The sequence below is a fragment of the Arthrobacter woluwensis genome (assembly GCF_900105345.1).
Lineage (GTDB): Bacteria > Actinomycetota > Actinomycetes > Actinomycetales > Micrococcaceae > Arthrobacter_E > Arthrobacter_E woluwensis.
This window is the reverse complement of the sequence record NZ_FNSN01000003.1, coordinates 1,831,563-1,848,553: the sequence shown is the minus strand read 5'-3', so window position 1 is coordinate 1,848,553 and position 16,991 is coordinate 1,831,563. Positions and strand designations below refer to the sequence as shown.

General features: G+C 68.6%; 12 protein-coding genes. 1 reads left to right on the top strand and 11 read right to left on the bottom strand.

The window, feature by feature from the left end; translation table 11 throughout:
* Positions 1–25 precede the first annotated feature (25 nt).
* From proB to BLV63_RS09055, 6 genes are all read right to left on the bottom strand, one after another.
* A complete protein-coding gene (gene proB / locus BLV63_RS09080; RefSeq protein WP_066210492.1) occupies positions 26–1,159 on the bottom strand; it encodes a glutamate 5-kinase in 1,134 nt (377 codons plus the stop codon).
* Complete coding sequence (gene obgE, locus BLV63_RS09075) at positions 1,156–2,766, bottom strand: GTPase ObgE (RefSeq protein WP_066210494.1); 1,611 nt, start codon at positions 2,764–2,766, stop codon at positions 1,156–1,158. Before obgE ends, proB begins: the two co-directional genes overlap by 4 nt.
* 144 nt (positions 2,767–2,910) lie before the next feature.
* Positions 2,911–3,171 (bottom strand): 50S ribosomal protein L27, encoded by a 261-nt coding sequence (gene rpmA, locus BLV63_RS09070; RefSeq protein ID WP_066210496.1) that lies wholly within the window; start codon positions 3,169–3,171, stop codon positions 2,911–2,913.
* 44 nt (positions 3,172–3,215) lie between these two features.
* Entirely contained in the window at positions 3,216–3,524 is a 309-nt protein-coding gene (gene rplU, locus BLV63_RS09065; RefSeq protein WP_066210498.1) for a 50S ribosomal protein L21, read from the bottom strand.
* Positions 3,525–3,810: 286 nt separating this feature from the next.
* Positions 3,811–5,358: a bifunctional hydroxymethylpyrimidine kinase/phosphomethylpyrimidine kinase gene (thiD, locus tag BLV63_RS09060; RefSeq protein WP_066210500.1), complete on the bottom strand. Its 1,548-nt coding sequence runs from the start codon at positions 5,356–5,358 to the stop codon at positions 3,811–3,813.
* A 117-nt stretch (positions 5,359–5,475) separates the two neighbouring features.
* Entirely contained in the window at positions 5,476–9,069 is a 3,594-nt protein-coding gene (locus BLV63_RS09055; protein ID WP_082723976.1) for an Rne/Rng family ribonuclease, read from the bottom strand.
* A 457-nt stretch (positions 9,070–9,526) separates the two neighbouring features.
* On the opposite strand from BLV63_RS09055, the gene BLV63_RS09050 reads away from it, so the two are divergent.
* Complete coding sequence (locus BLV63_RS09050) at positions 9,527–10,168, top strand: vitamin K epoxide reductase family protein (RefSeq protein WP_066210503.1); 642 nt, start codon at positions 9,527–9,529, stop codon at positions 10,166–10,168.
* A gap of 69 nt (positions 10,169–10,237) precedes the next feature.
* Here BLV63_RS09050 and ndk read toward each other — a convergent pair whose 3' ends face one another.
* From ndk to BLV63_RS09025, 5 genes are all read right to left on the bottom strand, one after another.
* The gene (gene ndk, locus BLV63_RS09045) at positions 10,238–10,651 is read right to left on the bottom strand and encodes a nucleoside-diphosphate kinase (RefSeq protein ID WP_066210505.1); all 414 of its coding nucleotides are present in this window, start codon (positions 10,649–10,651) and stop codon (positions 10,238–10,240) included.
* Between the two features lie 73 nt (positions 10,652–10,724).
* Positions 10,725–11,162, bottom strand: coding sequence for a DUF4233 domain-containing protein (locus BLV63_RS09040; RefSeq protein ID WP_066210507.1), 438 nt, complete (start codon positions 11,160–11,162; stop codon positions 10,725–10,727).
* Positions 11,163–11,164: 2 nt separating this feature from the next.
* Positions 11,165–12,526, bottom strand: coding sequence for a bifunctional folylpolyglutamate synthase/dihydrofolate synthase (locus tag BLV63_RS09035; RefSeq protein WP_066210509.1), 1,362 nt, complete (start codon positions 12,524–12,526; stop codon positions 11,165–11,167).
* Positions 12,523–15,783 (bottom strand): isoleucine--tRNA ligase, encoded by a 3,261-nt coding sequence (gene ileS, locus BLV63_RS09030; RefSeq protein ID WP_066210511.1) that lies wholly within the window; start codon positions 15,781–15,783, stop codon positions 12,523–12,525. The genes BLV63_RS09035 and ileS overlap by 4 nt, the downstream gene beginning before the upstream one ends.
* A 335-nt stretch (positions 15,784–16,118) precedes the next feature.
* On the bottom strand, positions 16,119–16,895 hold the full coding sequence (locus tag BLV63_RS09025) for an SDR family oxidoreductase (RefSeq protein ID WP_066210513.1): 777 nt from the start codon (positions 16,893–16,895) through the stop codon (positions 16,119–16,121).
* Positions 16,896–16,991 lie beyond the last annotated feature (96 nt).

Below are 16,991 nucleotides of genomic sequence, written 5' to 3'. Positions count from 1 at the left end.
CGACAAGTTTAGGCCAGTGTCCGCCTCAGAGGACGACCAGGTCGTCAACATGAACCACTTCGCGTTCATATTCGTGGCCCAGCTCGCGCGCCAGCTCCTTGGTGGACCGCCCGAGCATCCGGGGCAGCTCCTCCACGGAGTAGTTCACGAGCCCACGGGCCACCACGGTACCGGCGGGATCGAGCAGATCCACCGGGTCGCCGGCCTCGAACTCGCCACGCACGGCGGTGATCCCCGCGGGCAGGAGCGAGCGGTGGTTCCGCGTCACGGCCCGCACCGCGCCGTCGTCGAGCACGATCTCACCACGCGCCGTCGCCAGATGCGCCAGCCACAGCAGACGAATGGGCTTGCGGTCGCCTTGGACGGAGAACCACGTCCCCACGTCCTCACCCCGCAGGGCGGCCTGGGCGTTGGCCGTGGACGTCACGAGCGCGGGGATGCCGGACCCGGCCGCGATGCTCGCAGCCTGCACCTTCGTGGCCATGCCCCCGGTGCCGACACCCGCTTTGCCGGCGCTCCCGACCACGACGCCGGCCAGGTCCTCCGGGACGCGGACCTCGGCGATGCGGCGCGCGCCGTCCTTCGGCGGACCGTCGTACACGGAGTCGACGTCGGAGAGCAACAGCAGCGCATCGGCCCGCACGAGGTGCGCCACGAGCGCGGCGAGCCGGTCGTTGTCACCGAAGCGGATCTCATGGGTCGCCACGGTGTCGTTCTCGTTGACGATCGGCACCACGCCGAGATTCAGCAGCCGGTCCAGTGCCCGGAAGGCGTTGGCGTGCTGCGTGCGGCGCACCAGGTCTTCCGCGGTGAGCAGCACCTGGCTGACGGTGATCCCGTGCACCGAGAACGCCTGGGTGTAGCGCGACATGAGCCGCCCCTGCCCCACGCTTGCCGCGGCCTGCTGAGTGGCCAGATCCCGGGGGCGGCGCGCCAGTCCCAGCGGGGCCAGACCCGCGGCGATCGCGCCTGAGGACACGAGGATCACCTCGGTGCCGCCGTTGCGGCGCTCCGCCAGAGCCTCCACGAGGGCGAGCACCGATTCCTCGGAGATCCCGCCCTGGATGCTGGTCAGCGAGGAGGAACCCACCTTGACCACCACGCGCTTGGCGTCACGCAGGACGGCGCGGCCCTCCTGTGTGAGCGGTGCGAGGCTCATGCCTCGTCCTCGTCACCCAGGCCTTCGGCGGAGAGGATGTCACGTTCGACGGCGGCTGCCTTGTCCTGCCGGCGGCGCTGCGAGGACTCGGTCCAGATACCGGCCTTGCGTTCCGCTTCCAGCTCGGCGCGGGCGGCGGCCTTGGCATCGCGGCGCTCCTGCTGCTCCTCGCGCTTCTGGGCACGGGTCGGACGCGAGCTGGTCTCGGCATCGGCGATGCGGATGTCCGTGCCACGCGGGGACGCGAGCAGTTCGGCGCCGGCGGCCATGGTCGGCTCCCAGTCGAACACCACTCCGTTGTCGTCACCGATCACCACGGTGTCGCCGGGCTTGGCGCCCATCTTGAAGAGTTCCGTCTCCACGCCGAGCTTCGCCAGGCGGTCCGCGAGGTAGCCGATGGCCTCCTCGTTCTCGAAGTCGGTCTGCTTGACCCAGCGCTCGGGCTTCTCACCGCGGACACGAAACAGCGGTTCCAGATTGCGTTCCTCGCGGCGGATGACGAACCCGGTCTCGTTGACGGCGCGCGGACGCAGGACGGTCGGGGCCACCACGGGCGGGGCGACGGCGATCCGGTCACGGGCCTCCTGGACCAGCTCGGCCATCGCGAAGCCGAGGGCGCGGAGACCCTCGTGGCTGGTGGCGGACACCTCGAAGACGCGGTAGCCGCGGGCCTCCAGATCGGGGCGCACGAACTCGGCCATGTCCTTGCCGTCGGGCAGGTCGACCTTGTTCAGTGCGACGATGCGGGGACGCTCGTTGAGGGGGATGACCTCGCCGTCACCGTACGCCATGTCCACCGCGTAGCGCTCGAGTTCCCGTTCGATGATGTCCAGATCGCTCAGGGGATCACGATCGGACTCCAGGGATCCGCAGTCCAGCACGTGCACGATCGCCGCGCAGCGCTCGACGTGACGGAGGAAGTTGTGGCCCAGGCCCTTGCCTTCGCTCGCGCCTTCGATCAGTCCGGGCACATCGGCGATGGTGAATCGGACGTCGCCGGCCTGCACGACGCCGAGGTTCGGGACCAGGGTGGTGAAGGGGTAGTCCGCGATCTTCGGGCGCGCGGCGGACATGGCCGCGATGAGGCTCGACTTGCCGGCGGACGGGAACCCGACCAGCGCGACGTCGGCGATCGATTTCAGCTCCAGGACGATGTCCCGCTGCTCCCCCTCGATGCCGAGAAGGGCGAAGCCGGGTGCCTTGCGGCGCTGTGAAGCGAGCGAGGAGTTGCCCAGGCCGCCGATGCCGCCGGCCGCGGCGATGAACTCGGTGCCGGGCTCCACCAGGTCGGCCAGCACGGCGCCGTCGCGGTCCTTGACGACCGTGCCCTCGGGGACGGAGAGCACGAGGGTTTCGCCGGCCTTGCCGCCGCGCCAGTCACCCATGCCGGGACCGCCGTTGCCGGCGTGGCGGTGCGGCGAGTGGTGGTACTCGAGGAGAGTGGTGACCTGTGGATCGACCCGGAGCACCACGTCTCCGCCGTTGCCGCCGTTGCCGCCGTCGGGACCACCCAGTGGCTTGAACTTCTCCCGATGGACGGAGACACAACCGTGTCCCCCATTGCCGCCGGAGACGTGCAGGACCACACGGTCCACAAAGCTCGCCACTGGTTCTCCTTTGTTCTGCTGTCGAAGATCCGCGTCGACGCGCGGCTTCCAGAATGATTCTATGATCCCGGCCAGGGCCTGGCCCGGATGTTAAACGCCGATGGGGCGGGCCTCAGGCCCGCCCCATCCAAAGTGTGCGACTGATCACTCAGCGGCTGCGGCCACCACGTTGACCACGCGGCGTCCACGGCGGGTGCCGAACTCGACAGCACCGGGCGTGAGGGCGAACAGGGTGTCGTCCTTGCCACGGCCCACGCCGTTGCCGGGGTGGAAGTGGGTGCCACGCTGACGGACCAGGATCTCACCAGCGGAGACGACCTGACCACCGAAGCGCTTCACACCGAGGTACTGAGCGTTCGAATCGCGACCGTTGCGAGTGGAACTCGCGCCCTTCTTATGTGCCATGCCTTATGCCTGCCTTCTAGGTAGAAGTAATCCCGTGAAGGGTCTTACTTGATGCCGGTGATCTTGACGCGGGTCAGTTCCTGACGGTGACCCTGACGCTTCTTGTAACCGGTCTTGTTCTTGTACTTCTGGATGACGATCTTCTTGCCGCGCAGGTCTTCCAGGATCTCGGCAGTGACCTTGACCTTGGCCAGATCGGCAGCCTTCGTGGTGAGCTTGTCACCATCCACCAGCAGGAGGGCAGGCAGCTCGATGGTGCCACCCACTTCACCGGCGACGCGGTTCAGGGTTACGAAGTCTCCAACCGAGACCTTTTCTTGACGGCCGCCGGCGCGGACAATCGCGTACACCACTTGGGAACTCACTTCTCTCGACGATTCTTACTAAGTTTGCGTGCCGGACCAGAGGGAAATCCCCCATCAGGTCCTGGCTGTGCCTCTGCGCCGTCGGACCCCACGATAAGGGCCCGATAAAGGAGTCCGGGCGATTCCTCTTCAGGATCTTCCCGCAATACCCATGGGTTGGCGTTAGCACCGAAGGTCTAGCTTACGCTAGTCCTCACCCTCGCTGCAAATGAGGCTGGTCCACAGGGCACCGGACGTGGTATGACCCACGTGGCGCCTTTCCCGACATTCAAGTCTAGCGGATGCCGGACGCACTCCGCGGACCACGTCGGCGCGGCGCGTCAAAGAAGTCCACCTCGAAGCCGGAGGACACCGCGAAGGCCTCCTGCATCCGTGCCCAGCGGGCCGGGTCGGCCTGCCGGGCCGCCTGAGCGGTCCAGGCGATGGCCTGGCGGGTGGACTCGGCGAAGGCAGGGTCCGAGTAGCTGCGGAGCCAGACCGCGTAGGGGTGGCTGTCCGGCGCCCCCGCCTCCTCGAAGGCGCGGAACAAGGTGGCCCCCACCTCGGCGTAGAGCCAGTAGCAGGGCAGGACGGCGGCGACCAGGACGGCGTAGTCGCCCTCGGCGGCGCGCGCGAGCAGGTGGTCCACGTACTGGCGCGTCTCTGGCCCCTGCGTCAGGCTGACCTCCCGGCCGACGAGCCAGGTGCGGTGCAGTTCGGCCTCCACCTCGAGGCATTCCCGGGCGCCCTTGGCCCAGAATGCCTGCTCCGCCTCCGTGGGGGCCAGCATGCTCGCAGCGGCCAGCACGCGCGAGTAGGCATTGAGGTACAGGGCGTCCTGTGCCAGATAGTAGGCGAAGTCCGCCTCCGCCAGGCTTCCCGCCCCCAGCTGCTCGATGAAAGGCAGGGCATGGATGCGTTCCAGATCCGCAGCGGCCGTGGACCAGAGTTCGCCGGCGTACGCCGCCTGGCTCCGGGCGCCCGCGAGAACGCCGTGGTGGAAGTGGTTCACCGGTCCGTGGCCGTGGCCCACCTGGAGCTCCGACGAGGTCCGGATGGCTTCGAGGAGCCACGACTTCGCCTGCCGCACGGCGTGCTCCGGGTCGAGCCCGGCTCCGAGGAGTGTGGCCACCGCCGAGGACAGCGAGCAGCCTGTGCCGTGCGTGTTCTCCGTCGCCACGCGGGGTCCCTCGAACACCGTCACATCGGACACCGAGCGGCCGCTCAGATCCACGAGGGCATCCCAGGCCGTCTCGCCCTCCAGGTGACCGCCCTTGACCAGCACGGCCACCCCGTGGGCGGCGGCGAGGCGCTTCCCCTGTTCCAGGGCCGACTCCCAATCGGAGGCCGGGCTCTCCCCCAGCAGCACGGCCAGTTCAGGGATGTTGGGGGTCACGACGTCGGCCAGGCCGAGGAGGCGCTCCAAGGCGGCCTCCGCTGCGGCGTCCAAGAGCCGGTCCCCACTGCTCGCCACCATGACCGGATCCAGGACCACGACCGGCGGCCGATGCCGTTCCAGCCACGAGCTGACGGTGTCGATGACCGCGGTATTGCCGAGCATGCCGATCTTCACCGCGTCGACGGTGATGTCATCGCTGACCGCCTCGAGCTGCTGCGTCAGAAACTCCACGGGCGGGACGTGCACCCCACGGACGCCGCGGGTGTTCTGGGCCGTCAGCGCCGTGATCGCCGCCATGCCGTAGCCGCCGTTGGCCGCGATGCTCTTGAGATCCGCCTGGATGCCCGCTCCCCCGCTCGGATCGGATCCGGCGATGCTGAGCACCCGGGGCCGGGGCGGGGCCTCCGCCGGCAGGAGCGACGATGCGACGGGGACACGGGTCATGGCGGAACTCCAATCGGGGATGTGCCACCAATGTAATACAGGAGGGGGCGCGGCTTTCGCCACGCCCCCTCCTGTCAGGTGCTTCACCAGTCACATGCCGTCCGAGGACGGCTGGACTCACAGCTCAGATGCGGGCACTCCCACGCCGAGCACCAACGGCTCCTCGCCGCTGGGACCCTTGTCCCGGGACTGCTCGGCCTGCACCGACGCCCTGCGGACGGACCCGCTCTCCTGAGCCGCGGTCACCTCCACCTGCTGGACGTCTGAGGCGCCGACGGCGCTCTGTGCCCGGCGGGAGGCACGAGGACGACGCGCGGGACGCTTGGCCTCGGGGGCCTTCTCCTCCGGGGCCTTCTCTTCGCGGGCCCCGGCAGGAGCGACCTGCTCGGCGACCGGTTCCTGAACCGGTGCGGCTTCTTGCACCGGCGTGGTCTCCTGGACCGGCGCGGCGGCAGCGGGAGCCGACGGGCCACCGATGCTGTCGAAGGCCGCGGCCAGGGCGTCCAGGCTCAGCACGGGCGCCGGCTCCTGAACGGGCTCCTCGGCCTGGCCAAGGGGCAGCTCGACCACTTCACCACCGATGGTCAGGACGGCCGCGGGGCGATCCGTCTGATCGTCCTCGGCTCCTTCATGACCGTGTTCGCCGTCGTGGGAATGCGCGGCGTGAGCCGCGGCAGCGATGTTCGCCAGGACCGCACGGGTGGCGGCGGCCTTCGCGGCCTTGTCCTCGTCGTCGTGCTCCGGAGCCGGCTGCTGCGCGGAAGTCTCCTCGGTGGCCGCGGCGTTGGAGCGTCCGCGGCGGCGCTTGCGCTCCGAACGGCCGCTCGGCTGCTGCGGGGTCTCCGGCCGCACCCCGTGCTGGTGTTCGAAGTGGCCGGTCGGACGGCGGGTGTCCAGCGGCTCATCGTGCGTGATGACGCCGCGTCCGGCGCAGTGCTCGCACTGCTCACCGAAGACCTCGAGGAGGCCGGTGCCCATCCGCTTGCGGGTCATCTGGACGAGGCCCAGCGAGGTCACCTCGGCCACCTGGTGCTTGGTCCGGTCCCGGCCCAGGCACTCGACCAGGCGACGGAGCACGAGGTCACGGTTGGATTCGAGCACCATGTCGATGAAGTCGATCACGATGATGCCGCCGATGTCCCGCAGACGGAGCTGGCGCACGACCTCCTCGGCCGCCTCCAGGTTGTTCTTGGTGACGGTCTCCTCGAGGTTGCCACCGCTGCCCGTGAACTTGCCGGTGTTGACGTCGACCACGGTCATGGCTTCGGTCCGGTCGATCACGAGCGAGCCACCGGACGGCAGGAAGACCTTGCGGTCCAGCGCCTTGTGGATCTGCTCGTCGATACGCCACGCGGAGAAGATGTCCTTCGCGTCGGTCCACTTCTCCAGGCGGCCCACGAGATCCGGGGCCACGTAGGTCACGTAGGCCTCGATGGTGTCCCACGCCTCTTCACCGGAGACGATCAGCTTCGAGAAGTCCTCGTTGAAGACGTCGCGGACCACCTTGATGGTCAGGTCCGGCTCGCCGTAGAGCAGCTCGGGCGCCAGCACCTTGGTGGAGCCGGTCTGGGATTCGATGGACTCCCAGAGAGCGCGGAGGCGGTTGATGTCGTTGGTCAGCTCCTCCTCCGAGGCGCCTTCCGCCGCGGTGCGGACGATCACGCCGGCGTTCTCCGGCAGACGGTCCTTGAGGATCCGCTTGAGGCGGTTGCGCTCGACGTCGGGCAGCTTGCGCGAGATGCCCGTCATGGAGCCGCCCGGCACGTAGACCAGGTAGCGGCCCGGCAGCGAGATCTGGCTGGTCAGGCGGGCGCCCTTGTGGCCGATCGGGTCCTTGCTGACCTGGACCAGCACGGAGTCACCCGACTTCAGCGCGTTCTCGATGCGGCGCGGCTTGCCCTCCAGGGAGACGCTGTCCCAGTTGACCTCACCGGCGTACAGCACGGCGTTGCGGCCGCGCCCGATGTCGACGAAGGCGGCTTCCATGCTCGGCAGCACGTTCTGGACCTTGCCCAGGTACACGTTGCCGATCAGGGAGTCCTGCTGGGTCTTGGAGACGAAGTGCTCGGCGAGCACGCCGTCCTCCAGGACGGCGATCTGGATACGGTCGTCCTTCTGACGGACCACCATCTGGCGGTCCACGGACTCGCGGCGTGCGAGGAACTCGGCCTCGGTGATGACCTGACGACGACGGCCCGACTCACGGGACTCGCGGCGACGCTGCTTCTTGGCCTCCAGACGGGTGGAGCCCTTCACGCTGGCGACCTTGTTGTTGACGGTCTCCGACGGCGTGCGCGGCGCACGGACCCGGGTGACGGTGTTGGGCGGATCGTCGTCCAGCCCGCCGGTCAGTTCAAGGTCCTGATCGCCGCGGCGGCGACGACGACGGCGGCGCGACGTCACGCCGTCGTTCTCCTCCGTGGCTTCCTCGGTCTGCGACCCCTCCTCAGCGACTTCGCCGCTGCGGCCACGCGAACGGCCGCGACGGCGGCGGCGCGAGCGGCTGCCCGTGCCCTCGGTGGAATCGTCCTCGTCCTCGGCGTCCCCGGTCTCCTCGCCTTCCGGGAAGGCCAGCGACAGATCAGGAGCGTGGAAGAGCACGGACGTCACATCGGCGGGGGCCAGGAAGAGGCTCGAGACCGAGGAGGTCTCTTCAGTGGTCTCCTCCGCCGCGGACTCCTCGGCCGCGGGCTCCACGGCCTTCTCGGCAGCAGCCTCCTCCTCGGCGGGTGCAGGCTCGGTGGCGACGATCAGCACGGCCTCGGCCGGCTCGGCGGCGTGGACGGGCGCATCGGATTCCTGAGCGGCCACGGCCGGCTCGGTGACCTCGGCCTCGACCGCCTGCGGCGCGGCCTTGTACTTGCTCACCCGGCGGCGGCGCACCGGCGCGGAGGTCTCTTCGGGAGCAGGCGCGGCAGTCTGCCGCTCGGCGGCGCGGTCCGTGGCGGCCGCGGAGGCGTTCTGCGATCGGGAGTTACGGCTCCGGGAATTCTGAGACCGGCCACCCTCGGCGCGCGCGCCCTTGGACCGGTCGGCCTGATTGCGGCCACGCGAGGAACGCGTGCCCTGGGTTTTGGAATCCTGGCTCTTGGAATCCTGGTCCTTGGTCTCCTGCGCCGGAACGTCGGCGGCCGCGGTCTCCGCGACTTCAGCCGGAGCGGCGTCCTCGGTCGGCGCCGTCTGCTGAGCCGCGGCATCGGTCGCCTTGCGGCGCCGGGCCGGCGCCTTCCGGGTGGAGGTCTTGGCGGCGGGGGCTTCGGCCGCGGGCGCCTCGGTGGCCGGGACCTCCACGGCCGCCGGAGCCGGCTCAGTCTCGGCACGGGGCTCGGGCGATGCCGTCGGAGCGGTGGCCTTGCGGGGCGCGCGCTTGCGGGCCGGCGCCTTCGCAGGTGCAGCCGTCGTGGGCGCCTCCGATACGGGGGCTTCAGTGTTCGCGGCGGCGGTCTCGGCGACCGGTGCGGCCGTGGCGGGCTCTTCCGCAACGGCGGCCTTCGCCCGGGACGGACGACGTCGCGTGGTGGTCTTCGCGGGGGCTTCCCCGGCCTCGGCCGCGGGAGCCTCAGGTGCGGCCGGAGCCTCGGCCACGGGAGCCGGCGCGCCGGCCGGGGCGGACGCGATACGGCGTCGCGACCTGGCGGGCTTCTTCGCCGCCTCCGTGGAATTCGTTTCTGCGTTCGTTGCTTCCCCTGCGGGGAGATTTTCGGAATCCATGGTCAACATTCCCGCCCGACGGGAGCCCCCACACCCGGTCCCGCGCGAGGCGTTTCACGAAGTCAGCACCCTCAGGCACCGACGAAAGTCAGTAGGTACCCGGCGGCTGCGTGCCTCTGCTCTACGCGAGGACCACGGCCGGCTCGGGCCAGTGGAGCCTGGAACCCGCCGTAAGGACTACGGCCAGGTGCCACAGTGGCTTCAGGGTGCCTGGTTCCGGGCCGGGAAGCGACGAAGCATCCCTCCGGTGATCGGGCACCCGACGCATCACGTGGATCTTGCGGGCATCACACTGGGCCAGGGCTCCGGGTGTGGACCGGGCCCAGCCGTACCCATCATCCCACAAAAGCCCGAGAACCGGCTTTCCCGCACCGTGGCGCTGTGCTCGGAGTTTTTCCGGAGGTCCCATGGTTACAATCGGCGGCATACCGGTCTTATCGAAAGGACACGCCAGCGCATGAGTACCGCCGCGGGAGGCACTCCCACCCAGCACCAGGAGGAGAAGGCGCTTCCCCTCATGACCCGGCACCGCCCTTTCGCCTGGCTCCTGCTCGTGACCGGCGTCGTCGGCTTCATCGCGTCGTGGTGGCTCGTCATCGAGAAACTGGAAGTGCTGCAGGACAAGAACCACGCCACCATCTGCGACATCAACCCGTGGATCTCCTGTGGCCAGGTCATGCAGACCGCGCAGAGTTCGGTGTTCGGGTTCCCGAACATGTTCATCGGCATCGTGGCGTTCCCGGTCATCATCACGACCGCCATGGCTCTGCTGTCCGGCGCCCGCTTCGCGCGCTGGTACTGGCTCGGCCTCCAGACGGGTGTGACCCTCGGCTTCGCGTTCGTCTGCTGGCTGTGGTCCCAGGCCCTCTACGCCATCGGCATCCTGTGCCCGTTCTGCATGATCGTCTGGGCCATGATGATCCCCATGTTCGTCTGGGTGACGGTGCGGAACATCGTCCACGGGGTCATCCCCGTCCCGGAGAAGTTCCGGAAGTCCGTCGGCGATTTCGCCTGGCCGCTCGTGGCGCTGCTCTACATCGGCGTCATCGCCTCGATCCTGATCCGCTTCAGCGGGGTGTTCTTCGGCTCCACCATGTGAGTCCACAGGAAACGGCGAAGCCGGTCCAGGAGAATTCCTGGACCGGCTTCGTGGTTTAAGCCGCCGTTCTCAGAACCAGATGGCGATCTCACGCTCGGCAGACTCGACCGAGTCGGAGCCGTGCACGAGGTTCTGCTGAACCGCCACGCCCCAATCGCGACCGAAGTCACCGCGGATGGTGCCCGGAGCGGCCGTGGTGGGATCGGTGGTCCCGGCCAGTGAACGGAAGCCCTCGATCACGCGATCGCCCTCGACGACGGCCGCAACGACCGGGCCGGACTGCATGAATTCGAGCAGCGGCTCGTAGAAGGGCTTGCCTTCGTGCTCGGCGTAGTGCTGCTCGAGCAGCTCGCGGCCGGCGTCGAGCTTCTTCAAGGCGGCCAGGGTGTAACCCTTGGCTTCGATGCGGGCCAGGATGGCGCCAGTCAGCTGCCGCTGAACGCCGTCAGGCTTGACGAGGACGAGGGTGCGCTCAATGCTCACTACTGCTCCCAAAAAGAGATGGTTGGTTCGGTAACGATTCTAGGTTGTCGCCAGGCCGGCCGACGACGGCGGGTCAGGCCTCGTCCGGGTGCTCGGCTTCCCAGCGGGCCTGCTCAGCGGCACGCTCACGCTGCTCCCGGTCGATCCGCCCGCCGGCCCGGAGACCGTACCACCAGGTGATGGCGAACAGGACGCCGATCACGAACATGGTGGACTCGAGGAAGCCGGTGAGGATCAGCAGGAGCTGGATGCCCCAGCCCAGGCCATAGCCCCACTTCTTCTGCAGGAAGGCGCAGGAGAGCACCATCAGCACGGCCAGGCCGATGCCGACACCCAGCAGCACCGGGGCGATCGGCTCGCTCTTGCGGAGGCCGAAGACCACCAGCGCCGCGAAGAACATCACGAACGCTTCGAGCACCAGCACCGTCGAGGCGAAGGTGACCTTGGTCGAGCGGGCCTTCTTCGGGGTGCCGGGCCGCCATTCCCGCTGCGCGCGGGTCAGTTTCGCCATGTTCACGCCCCCTTCGCCTGGAGCAGGATGCGGGCCTCCGCGACGACGGTGATCGAACCCGTGATGAGGACGCCTCCGCTCAGATCATCGTTAGCCTCGGAACGGGCCACGGCCCATTCGATGGCGTCGTCGAGCTTCTCGGAGATGTGGACGTTCTCCTCACCCCAGCCCAGATCGACGGCCAGCTCGGCCAGCTCCCCTGCGGGGATCGCGCGCGGCGAGGTGGACTGGGTCAGACAGATCTCCTCGGCCAGGTCGCCCAGGGATTCCTTGAGCTGGTTGAGGATCTCGGCGGCGTCCTTCTCCTGAAGGACGCCCAGGACAACGACGAGCTTGCTGAAGTTGAAGGCCTCCTGGATGGACTCGGCCGAGGCGCGGATGCCGTCCGGGTTGTGCGCCGCGTCGACGATGATGGTCGGAGCGGTGCGGACCACCTCGAGACGGCCGGGCGAAGTGACGTTCAGGAACGCCTCGCGCAGCACCTCGGGATCGAGCTCGCGCTCTCCCCCACCGAAGAACGCCTCGAGCGAGGCGACGGCCACGGCGGCGTTCTCCGCCTGGTGGGCGCCGTGCAGCGGGAGAAAGACCTCGTCGTAGCGGCCGGCCAGGCCCTGGATGTCGAGCATCTGCCCACCGACGGCCACGGCACGGGATTCCACACCGAACTCCACGCCCTCGAAGCGGAACGGGACGCCCACTTCCTGGGCCTTCTCCAGGAGGACCTGGGCCGCATCGCGCGGCTGGACGGCGCTGACGAGGAAGCCGCCGGGCTTGATGATCCCGGCCTTCTCGACCGCGATCTCGCCCGTGGTGTCGCCCAGCAGATCCGTGTGGTCCAGCGAGATCGGGGTGACCACGGAGACGGCGCCGTCGCCCACATTCGTGGCGTCGGTGATGCCGCCCAGGCCCACCTCGATGACCGCGACGTCCACGGGCTGATCCGCGAAGACGGCGTAGCCGAGGATGGTCAGGCACTCGAAGTACGTCAGGCGCGGTTGATCGTCAGCCTCCAGCTCGGCGTCGACGATCGCGAGGTACGGGCGGATCTCGTCCCAGATCCGCACGAAGGTCTCGTCGCTGACCGGCTCGCCGTTGATGCTGATGCGCTCGGTCACCTTGGACAGGTGCGGGCTGGTGTACCGCCCGGTGCTGAGCCCGTGGGCGATCAGCCCCTGCTCGATCATGCGGGCCGTGCTGGTCTTCCCATTGGTGCCGGTGATGTGGATGATGGGGCACGCCTTGTTCGGCTCACCCAGCACCTCCATCGCCCGGAACAGGGGGGCCAGGCGCGGCTCCATCTTGTTCTCCGGCGCGCGGCCCAGCAGTTCGGCGTAGACGCTCTCCACCGAGAATTCGTCGCTCATGCTTCCACCTTCTCCACGGTCACGGTCAGCTCATCGGCGGTCGCCAGATCCAGCTCCAGGCTCAGGGTCTCACCCTTGACCAGTTCGCGGTGCGCCTCAAGGGCGTCCACCGTCGCCTGATCGGCGCCGACGCGGGTGCGGATCCGGTCGGAGACCTCCAGGCCGGCGTCCTTACGGGCCTGCTGGATGGCGCGGACGATGTCACGGGCCACACCTTCGGCCTCCAGTTCCGGGGTCACCTCGGTGTTGAGCACCACGAACCCACCGCCGGGCAGGACCGCGGCGGCGCGGGAGCCGGCATCCTCCGACTCGGCCACGACCGTCTCCAGGGCGTACTCGTGCGGCTCGAGGGCGAGCCCGCCCGCAGTCACCACGCCGTCGTCGCCCACGGACCAATCGCCCGACTTGCTGGCCTTGATGGCCAGCTGGACGTTCTTGCCGAGGCGCGGGCCGGCGGCACGGGCGTTGACCACGAGCTTCTGCTCGATGCCGAACTCCTCCGGGGAGGCCGACTCGGCATCCAGGACACGGACCTTGCGCACGTTCAGCTCATCGGCGACGACGCCGGCGAATGCCTCCAGCGACGCTCCGCCGGGCGCCACCACGGTCAGCTCCTGCAGCGGCAGGCGCACGCGCAGCTTGGCGGCCTTCCGCAGCGAGGATCCCGTGGAGCAGATCTGCTGCACGCGGTCCATAGCCGCCACCAGCTCGTCGTCCTGCGGGAACAGCCCGGCGTCCGGGTAATCCGTGAGGTGCACGGACCGGCCGCCGGTGAGGCCCCGCCAGATCTCCTCCGCCACGAGAGGCAGGAGCGGCGCGGCGGCGCGCGTCACGGTCTCCAGGGCCGTGTAGAGGGCGTCGAAGGCGTCCGTGTTCTCGTCGAAGAAGCGCTGGCGGCTGCGGCGCACGTACCAGTTGGTGAGCATGTCCAGGTACTCGCGCAGGGCGTCACACGCATCGGAGATGTCGTACGAGTCCAGCGACTCCCGGACCGTCGTCACCAGGGCGCCGGTGTTGGCGAGCAGGTAACGGTCCAGCTCGTCGCTGTAGCCGTCGTAACGGAGCTTCGCCTCGTAGCCCTGACCGCCGTTCGCGGTGTTCGTGTAGAGCGAGAAGAAGCTGTACACGTTCCACAGCGGGAGCAGCACCTGGCGCACACCGTCACGGATGCCCTGCTCGGTGACCACCAGGTTGCCGCCGCGGAGGATCGGGCTGGACATGAGGAACCAGCGCATCGCGTCGGATCCGTCGCGATCGAGCACCTCGGACACGTCCGGGTAGTTGCGCAGGCTCTTGGACATCTTCTGCCCGTCGGAGCCCAGCACGATGCCATGGCTGATGACGTTGCGGAAGGCCGGGCGGTCGAAGAGCGCGGTGGACAGGATGTGCAGCATGTAGAACCAGCCGCGGGTCTGTCCGATGTACTCGACGATGAAGTCCGCCGGGTTGTGGGTGTTGAACCACTCCTCGTTCTCGAACGGGTAGTGGACCTGGCCGTACGGCATGGAGCCGGAGTCGAACCAGACGTCCAGCACATCCTCCACACGGCGCAGCGTGCCGCCGCAGCCTTCGTGCACCCGGGTCAGCTCGTCGATGAAGGGACGGTGCAGATCGGTCTCGCCCTGGTGGTTGACGGGCAGGCGGCCGAAAGCGGCCTGCATCTCCGCCAGCGAGCCGTAGACCTCGCGGTGCTCGCACTCCTCGCCGTCACATTCCCAGACCGGGATGGGGCTGCCCCAGAAGCGGTTGCGGGAGATCGACCAGTCGCGGGCGTTCTCGAGCCACTTGCCGAACTGGCCGTCCTTGACGTTGCCGGGGATCCAGTTGATCTCCTGGTTGAGCTCGACCATGCGCTCCTTGAAGGTCGTCACGGAGACGTACCAGGAGGACACGGCGCGGTAGATCAGGGGGTTGCGGCAGCGCCAGCAGTGCGGGTAGCTGTGCTCGTAGCTCGCCTGGCGGACCAGGCGGCCCTGGGCCTTGAGGTGCTGCGTGATCGGCTTGTTGGCCTCGAAGACCTGCAGGCCCGCGATGTCGGCCAGCTCGCCGTGCTTGAAGAGCGGCAGGAACTTGGCGCCCTCGTCCACGGAGAGCACCACGGGGATCCCGGCGGCCTCGCACACCTTCTGGTCGTCCTCACCGTAGGCGGGAGCCTGGTGGACCAGACCGGTGCCGTCGGTGGTGGTGACGTAGTCGGCCACGAGGATGCGCCATGCGTTCTCGGTGCCGTACTTCTCGGCGTCCGCGAAGTCGTCCCAGAGGCGCTGGTAGCCGATGCCCTCGAGCTGGGCGCCCGCGTAGGTGGCGGTGACCGCTGCGACGGCGGCAGCGGCGTCGTCGTATCCCAGATCCTTGGCGTAGCCGCCCAGGAGGTCCTGGGCGATCAGGAAGCGGGAACCGTCGGGGACGTCGGAGGCCTTGACGCCGTTCGGACCCATCGGCACAACGGCGTACTGGATCTCCGGCCCGACGGCGAGCGCGGCGTTCGTGGGCAGCGTCCAGGGGGTGGTCGTCCAGGCGAGAGCGAGGACACCGTCGAGGTCACGGGACAGCGGGTTCTCCCCCGCGACCAGCGGGAACGTGACGGTGACGGTCTGGTCCTGGCGGTTCTTGTAGACGTCGTCATCCATGCGGAGTTCATGGTTGGACAGCGGCGTCTCGTCCTTCCAGCAGTACGGGAGGACGCGGTAGCCGTTGTACGTCAGGCCCTTCTCGTGGAGCTGCTTGAAGGCCCAGATCACGGACTCCATGTACTCGACGTTGAGCGTCTTGTAGTCGTGCTCGAAGTCGACCCAGCGAGCCTGGGCCCGGACGTAGTCCTTCCACTCGTCCGCGTACTTCATCACGGAGGCGCGGCAGGCATCATTGAACTTGTCGATGCCCATGGCGGCGATCTGGGTCTTGTCGGTCATGCCCAGCTGCTTCATAGCCTCCAGCTCGGCGGGCAGGCCATGCGTGTCCCAGCCGAAGCGGCGCTCCACGCGCTTGCCGCGCTGCGTCTGGTAGCGACCGACGAGGTCCTTGGCGTAACCGGTGAGGAGGTGGCCGTAGTGCGGCAGGCCGTTGGCGAAGGGAGGTCCGTCGTAGAAGACGAACTCGTTGCTGCCATCGACGCCGGCGTCCCGCTGGTCGATGCTGGCCTGGAAGGTGCCGTCCTCATCCCAGTACTTGAGGATCCGCTTCTCGATCTCGGGGAAGCGGACGGAGGCGGAGACGGTGCGGTCCTCGCTGGAGGAGACCTTGGGGTAGATGGTCACTGTGGCATCCTGGCGTTTCGCTGCGTGTCGGCGCACTGTGCCCACAGGGGCGCGGTGCGACTCCGCGAGGACGCTTCCCTGCCGCTGGGGACAGGTGGCGCGGTACCACCCCGCTTGCCGTCCTCCCGCTGCTGCGGACGGACGACCGCTCATTGGTGCGCTGTGACGGGCACGACCGTCCGGTTCTACTCTCCCGCTGCTCCTGGCGCACGACGGCGCCGGGACGGGATTTCTTCCGGAAGCTCACCGGTGATGGCCGGGTCGAAGCTTTGTGTCCAGTTTAGCGGATTCGGCAAGGGGGTGCGGGCCCGGCGAACCGGACCCGCATCCAGTCCTTAGTTGGCGCCGAGCGGGCCGCGCAGAAGCTTGTGGGCCGCAGGCTGAGCCACGGGGCGGATGGTCACATGAGCGAGATTCACATGGTGCGGCGCCTGGACGGCGTAGGTGATGACGTCCGCGACGTCCTCGGCCACCAGGGGTTCTTCGACGCCCGCGTAGACCTTCGCAGCGGCTTCGGCGTCACCGAGGCGGCGGAGGGCGAACTCCTCGGTCTGCACCAGACCGGGGGCGATCTCGATGACACGGATGTTGTGCTCGGCCTCTTCCAGGCGGAGCGCGTCGTTGAGCGCCGCCTGGCCGAATTTTGCGGCGTTGTACCCGGCGCCGCCCTCGTAGGCGACGTGACCGGCGGTGGACGTGACGTTGAGGACCGTGCCGCGGCCGTGAGCGCGCAGCAGCGGCAGGAACGCCTTCGTGAGCTTGAGGGTGCCCAGGACGTTGACCCGGTACATCCACTCCCAGTCGTCGATGTCCGCGTCCGCCACCCGGTCCGCGCCGCGAGCGCCTCCGGCGACGTTGATCAGCGTGTCGATGCCACCGTCGGCGGTCACCGTCTCCACGAGACGCGCGACGTCGGCGTCCTCGCTGATGTCGGCCGTGAGCGGAACGACGCCGGTCTCCTGAGCGAGCGCCTCGAGGCGGTCCGCACGGCGTGCGACGGCGTAGACCTTCCAGCCCTCCGCACTCAGCCGGCGGGCGGTCGCCTCGCCGATGCCGGTGCTGGCTCCCGTGACGAGGGCTGTTCGAGGGGTCTGGGAGTTCTGGAGCGTCATGGCACCACTTTAACCGGCGTCGGGAAGAGCCGTGTCACAGCGGCCTTCGCTCCGGAAGGCCTGCGACGGAAGCAGGCCCGGAGGGGCCGGAGACGA

What these genes read in the sequence shown, in the direction of transcription:
- proB (WP_066210492.1), bottom strand. Translation starts at nt 1,159, where the DNA reads ATGAGCCTCGCACCGCTCACACAGGAGGGCCGCGCCGTCCTGCGTGAC.
- rpmA (WP_066210496.1), bottom strand. Translation starts at nt 3,171, where the DNA reads ATGGCACATAAGAAGGGCGCGAGTTCCACTCGCAACGGTCGCGATTCG.
- thiD (WP_066210500.1), bottom strand. Translation starts at nt 5,358, where the DNA reads ATGACCCGTGTCCCCGTCGCATCGTCGCTCCTGCCGGCGGAGGCCCCG.
- BLV63_RS09055 (WP_082723976.1), bottom strand. Translation starts at nt 9,069, where the DNA reads ATGGATTCCGAAAATCTCCCCGCAGGGGAAGCAACGAACGCAGAAACG.
- BLV63_RS09050 (WP_066210503.1), top strand. Translation starts at nt 9,527, where the DNA reads ATGAGTACCGCCGCGGGAGGCACTCCCACCCAGCACCAGGAGGAGAAG.
- BLV63_RS09040 (WP_066210507.1), bottom strand. Translation starts at nt 11,162, where the DNA reads ATGGCGAAACTGACCCGCGCGCAGCGGGAATGGCGGCCCGGCACCCCG.
- BLV63_RS09035 (WP_066210509.1), bottom strand. Translation starts at nt 12,526, where the DNA reads ATGAGCGACGAATTCTCGGTGGAGAGCGTCTACGCCGAACTGCTGGGC.
- BLV63_RS09025 (WP_066210513.1), bottom strand. Translation starts at nt 16,895, where the DNA reads ATGACGCTCCAGAACTCCCAGACCCCTCGAACAGCCCTCGTCACGGGA.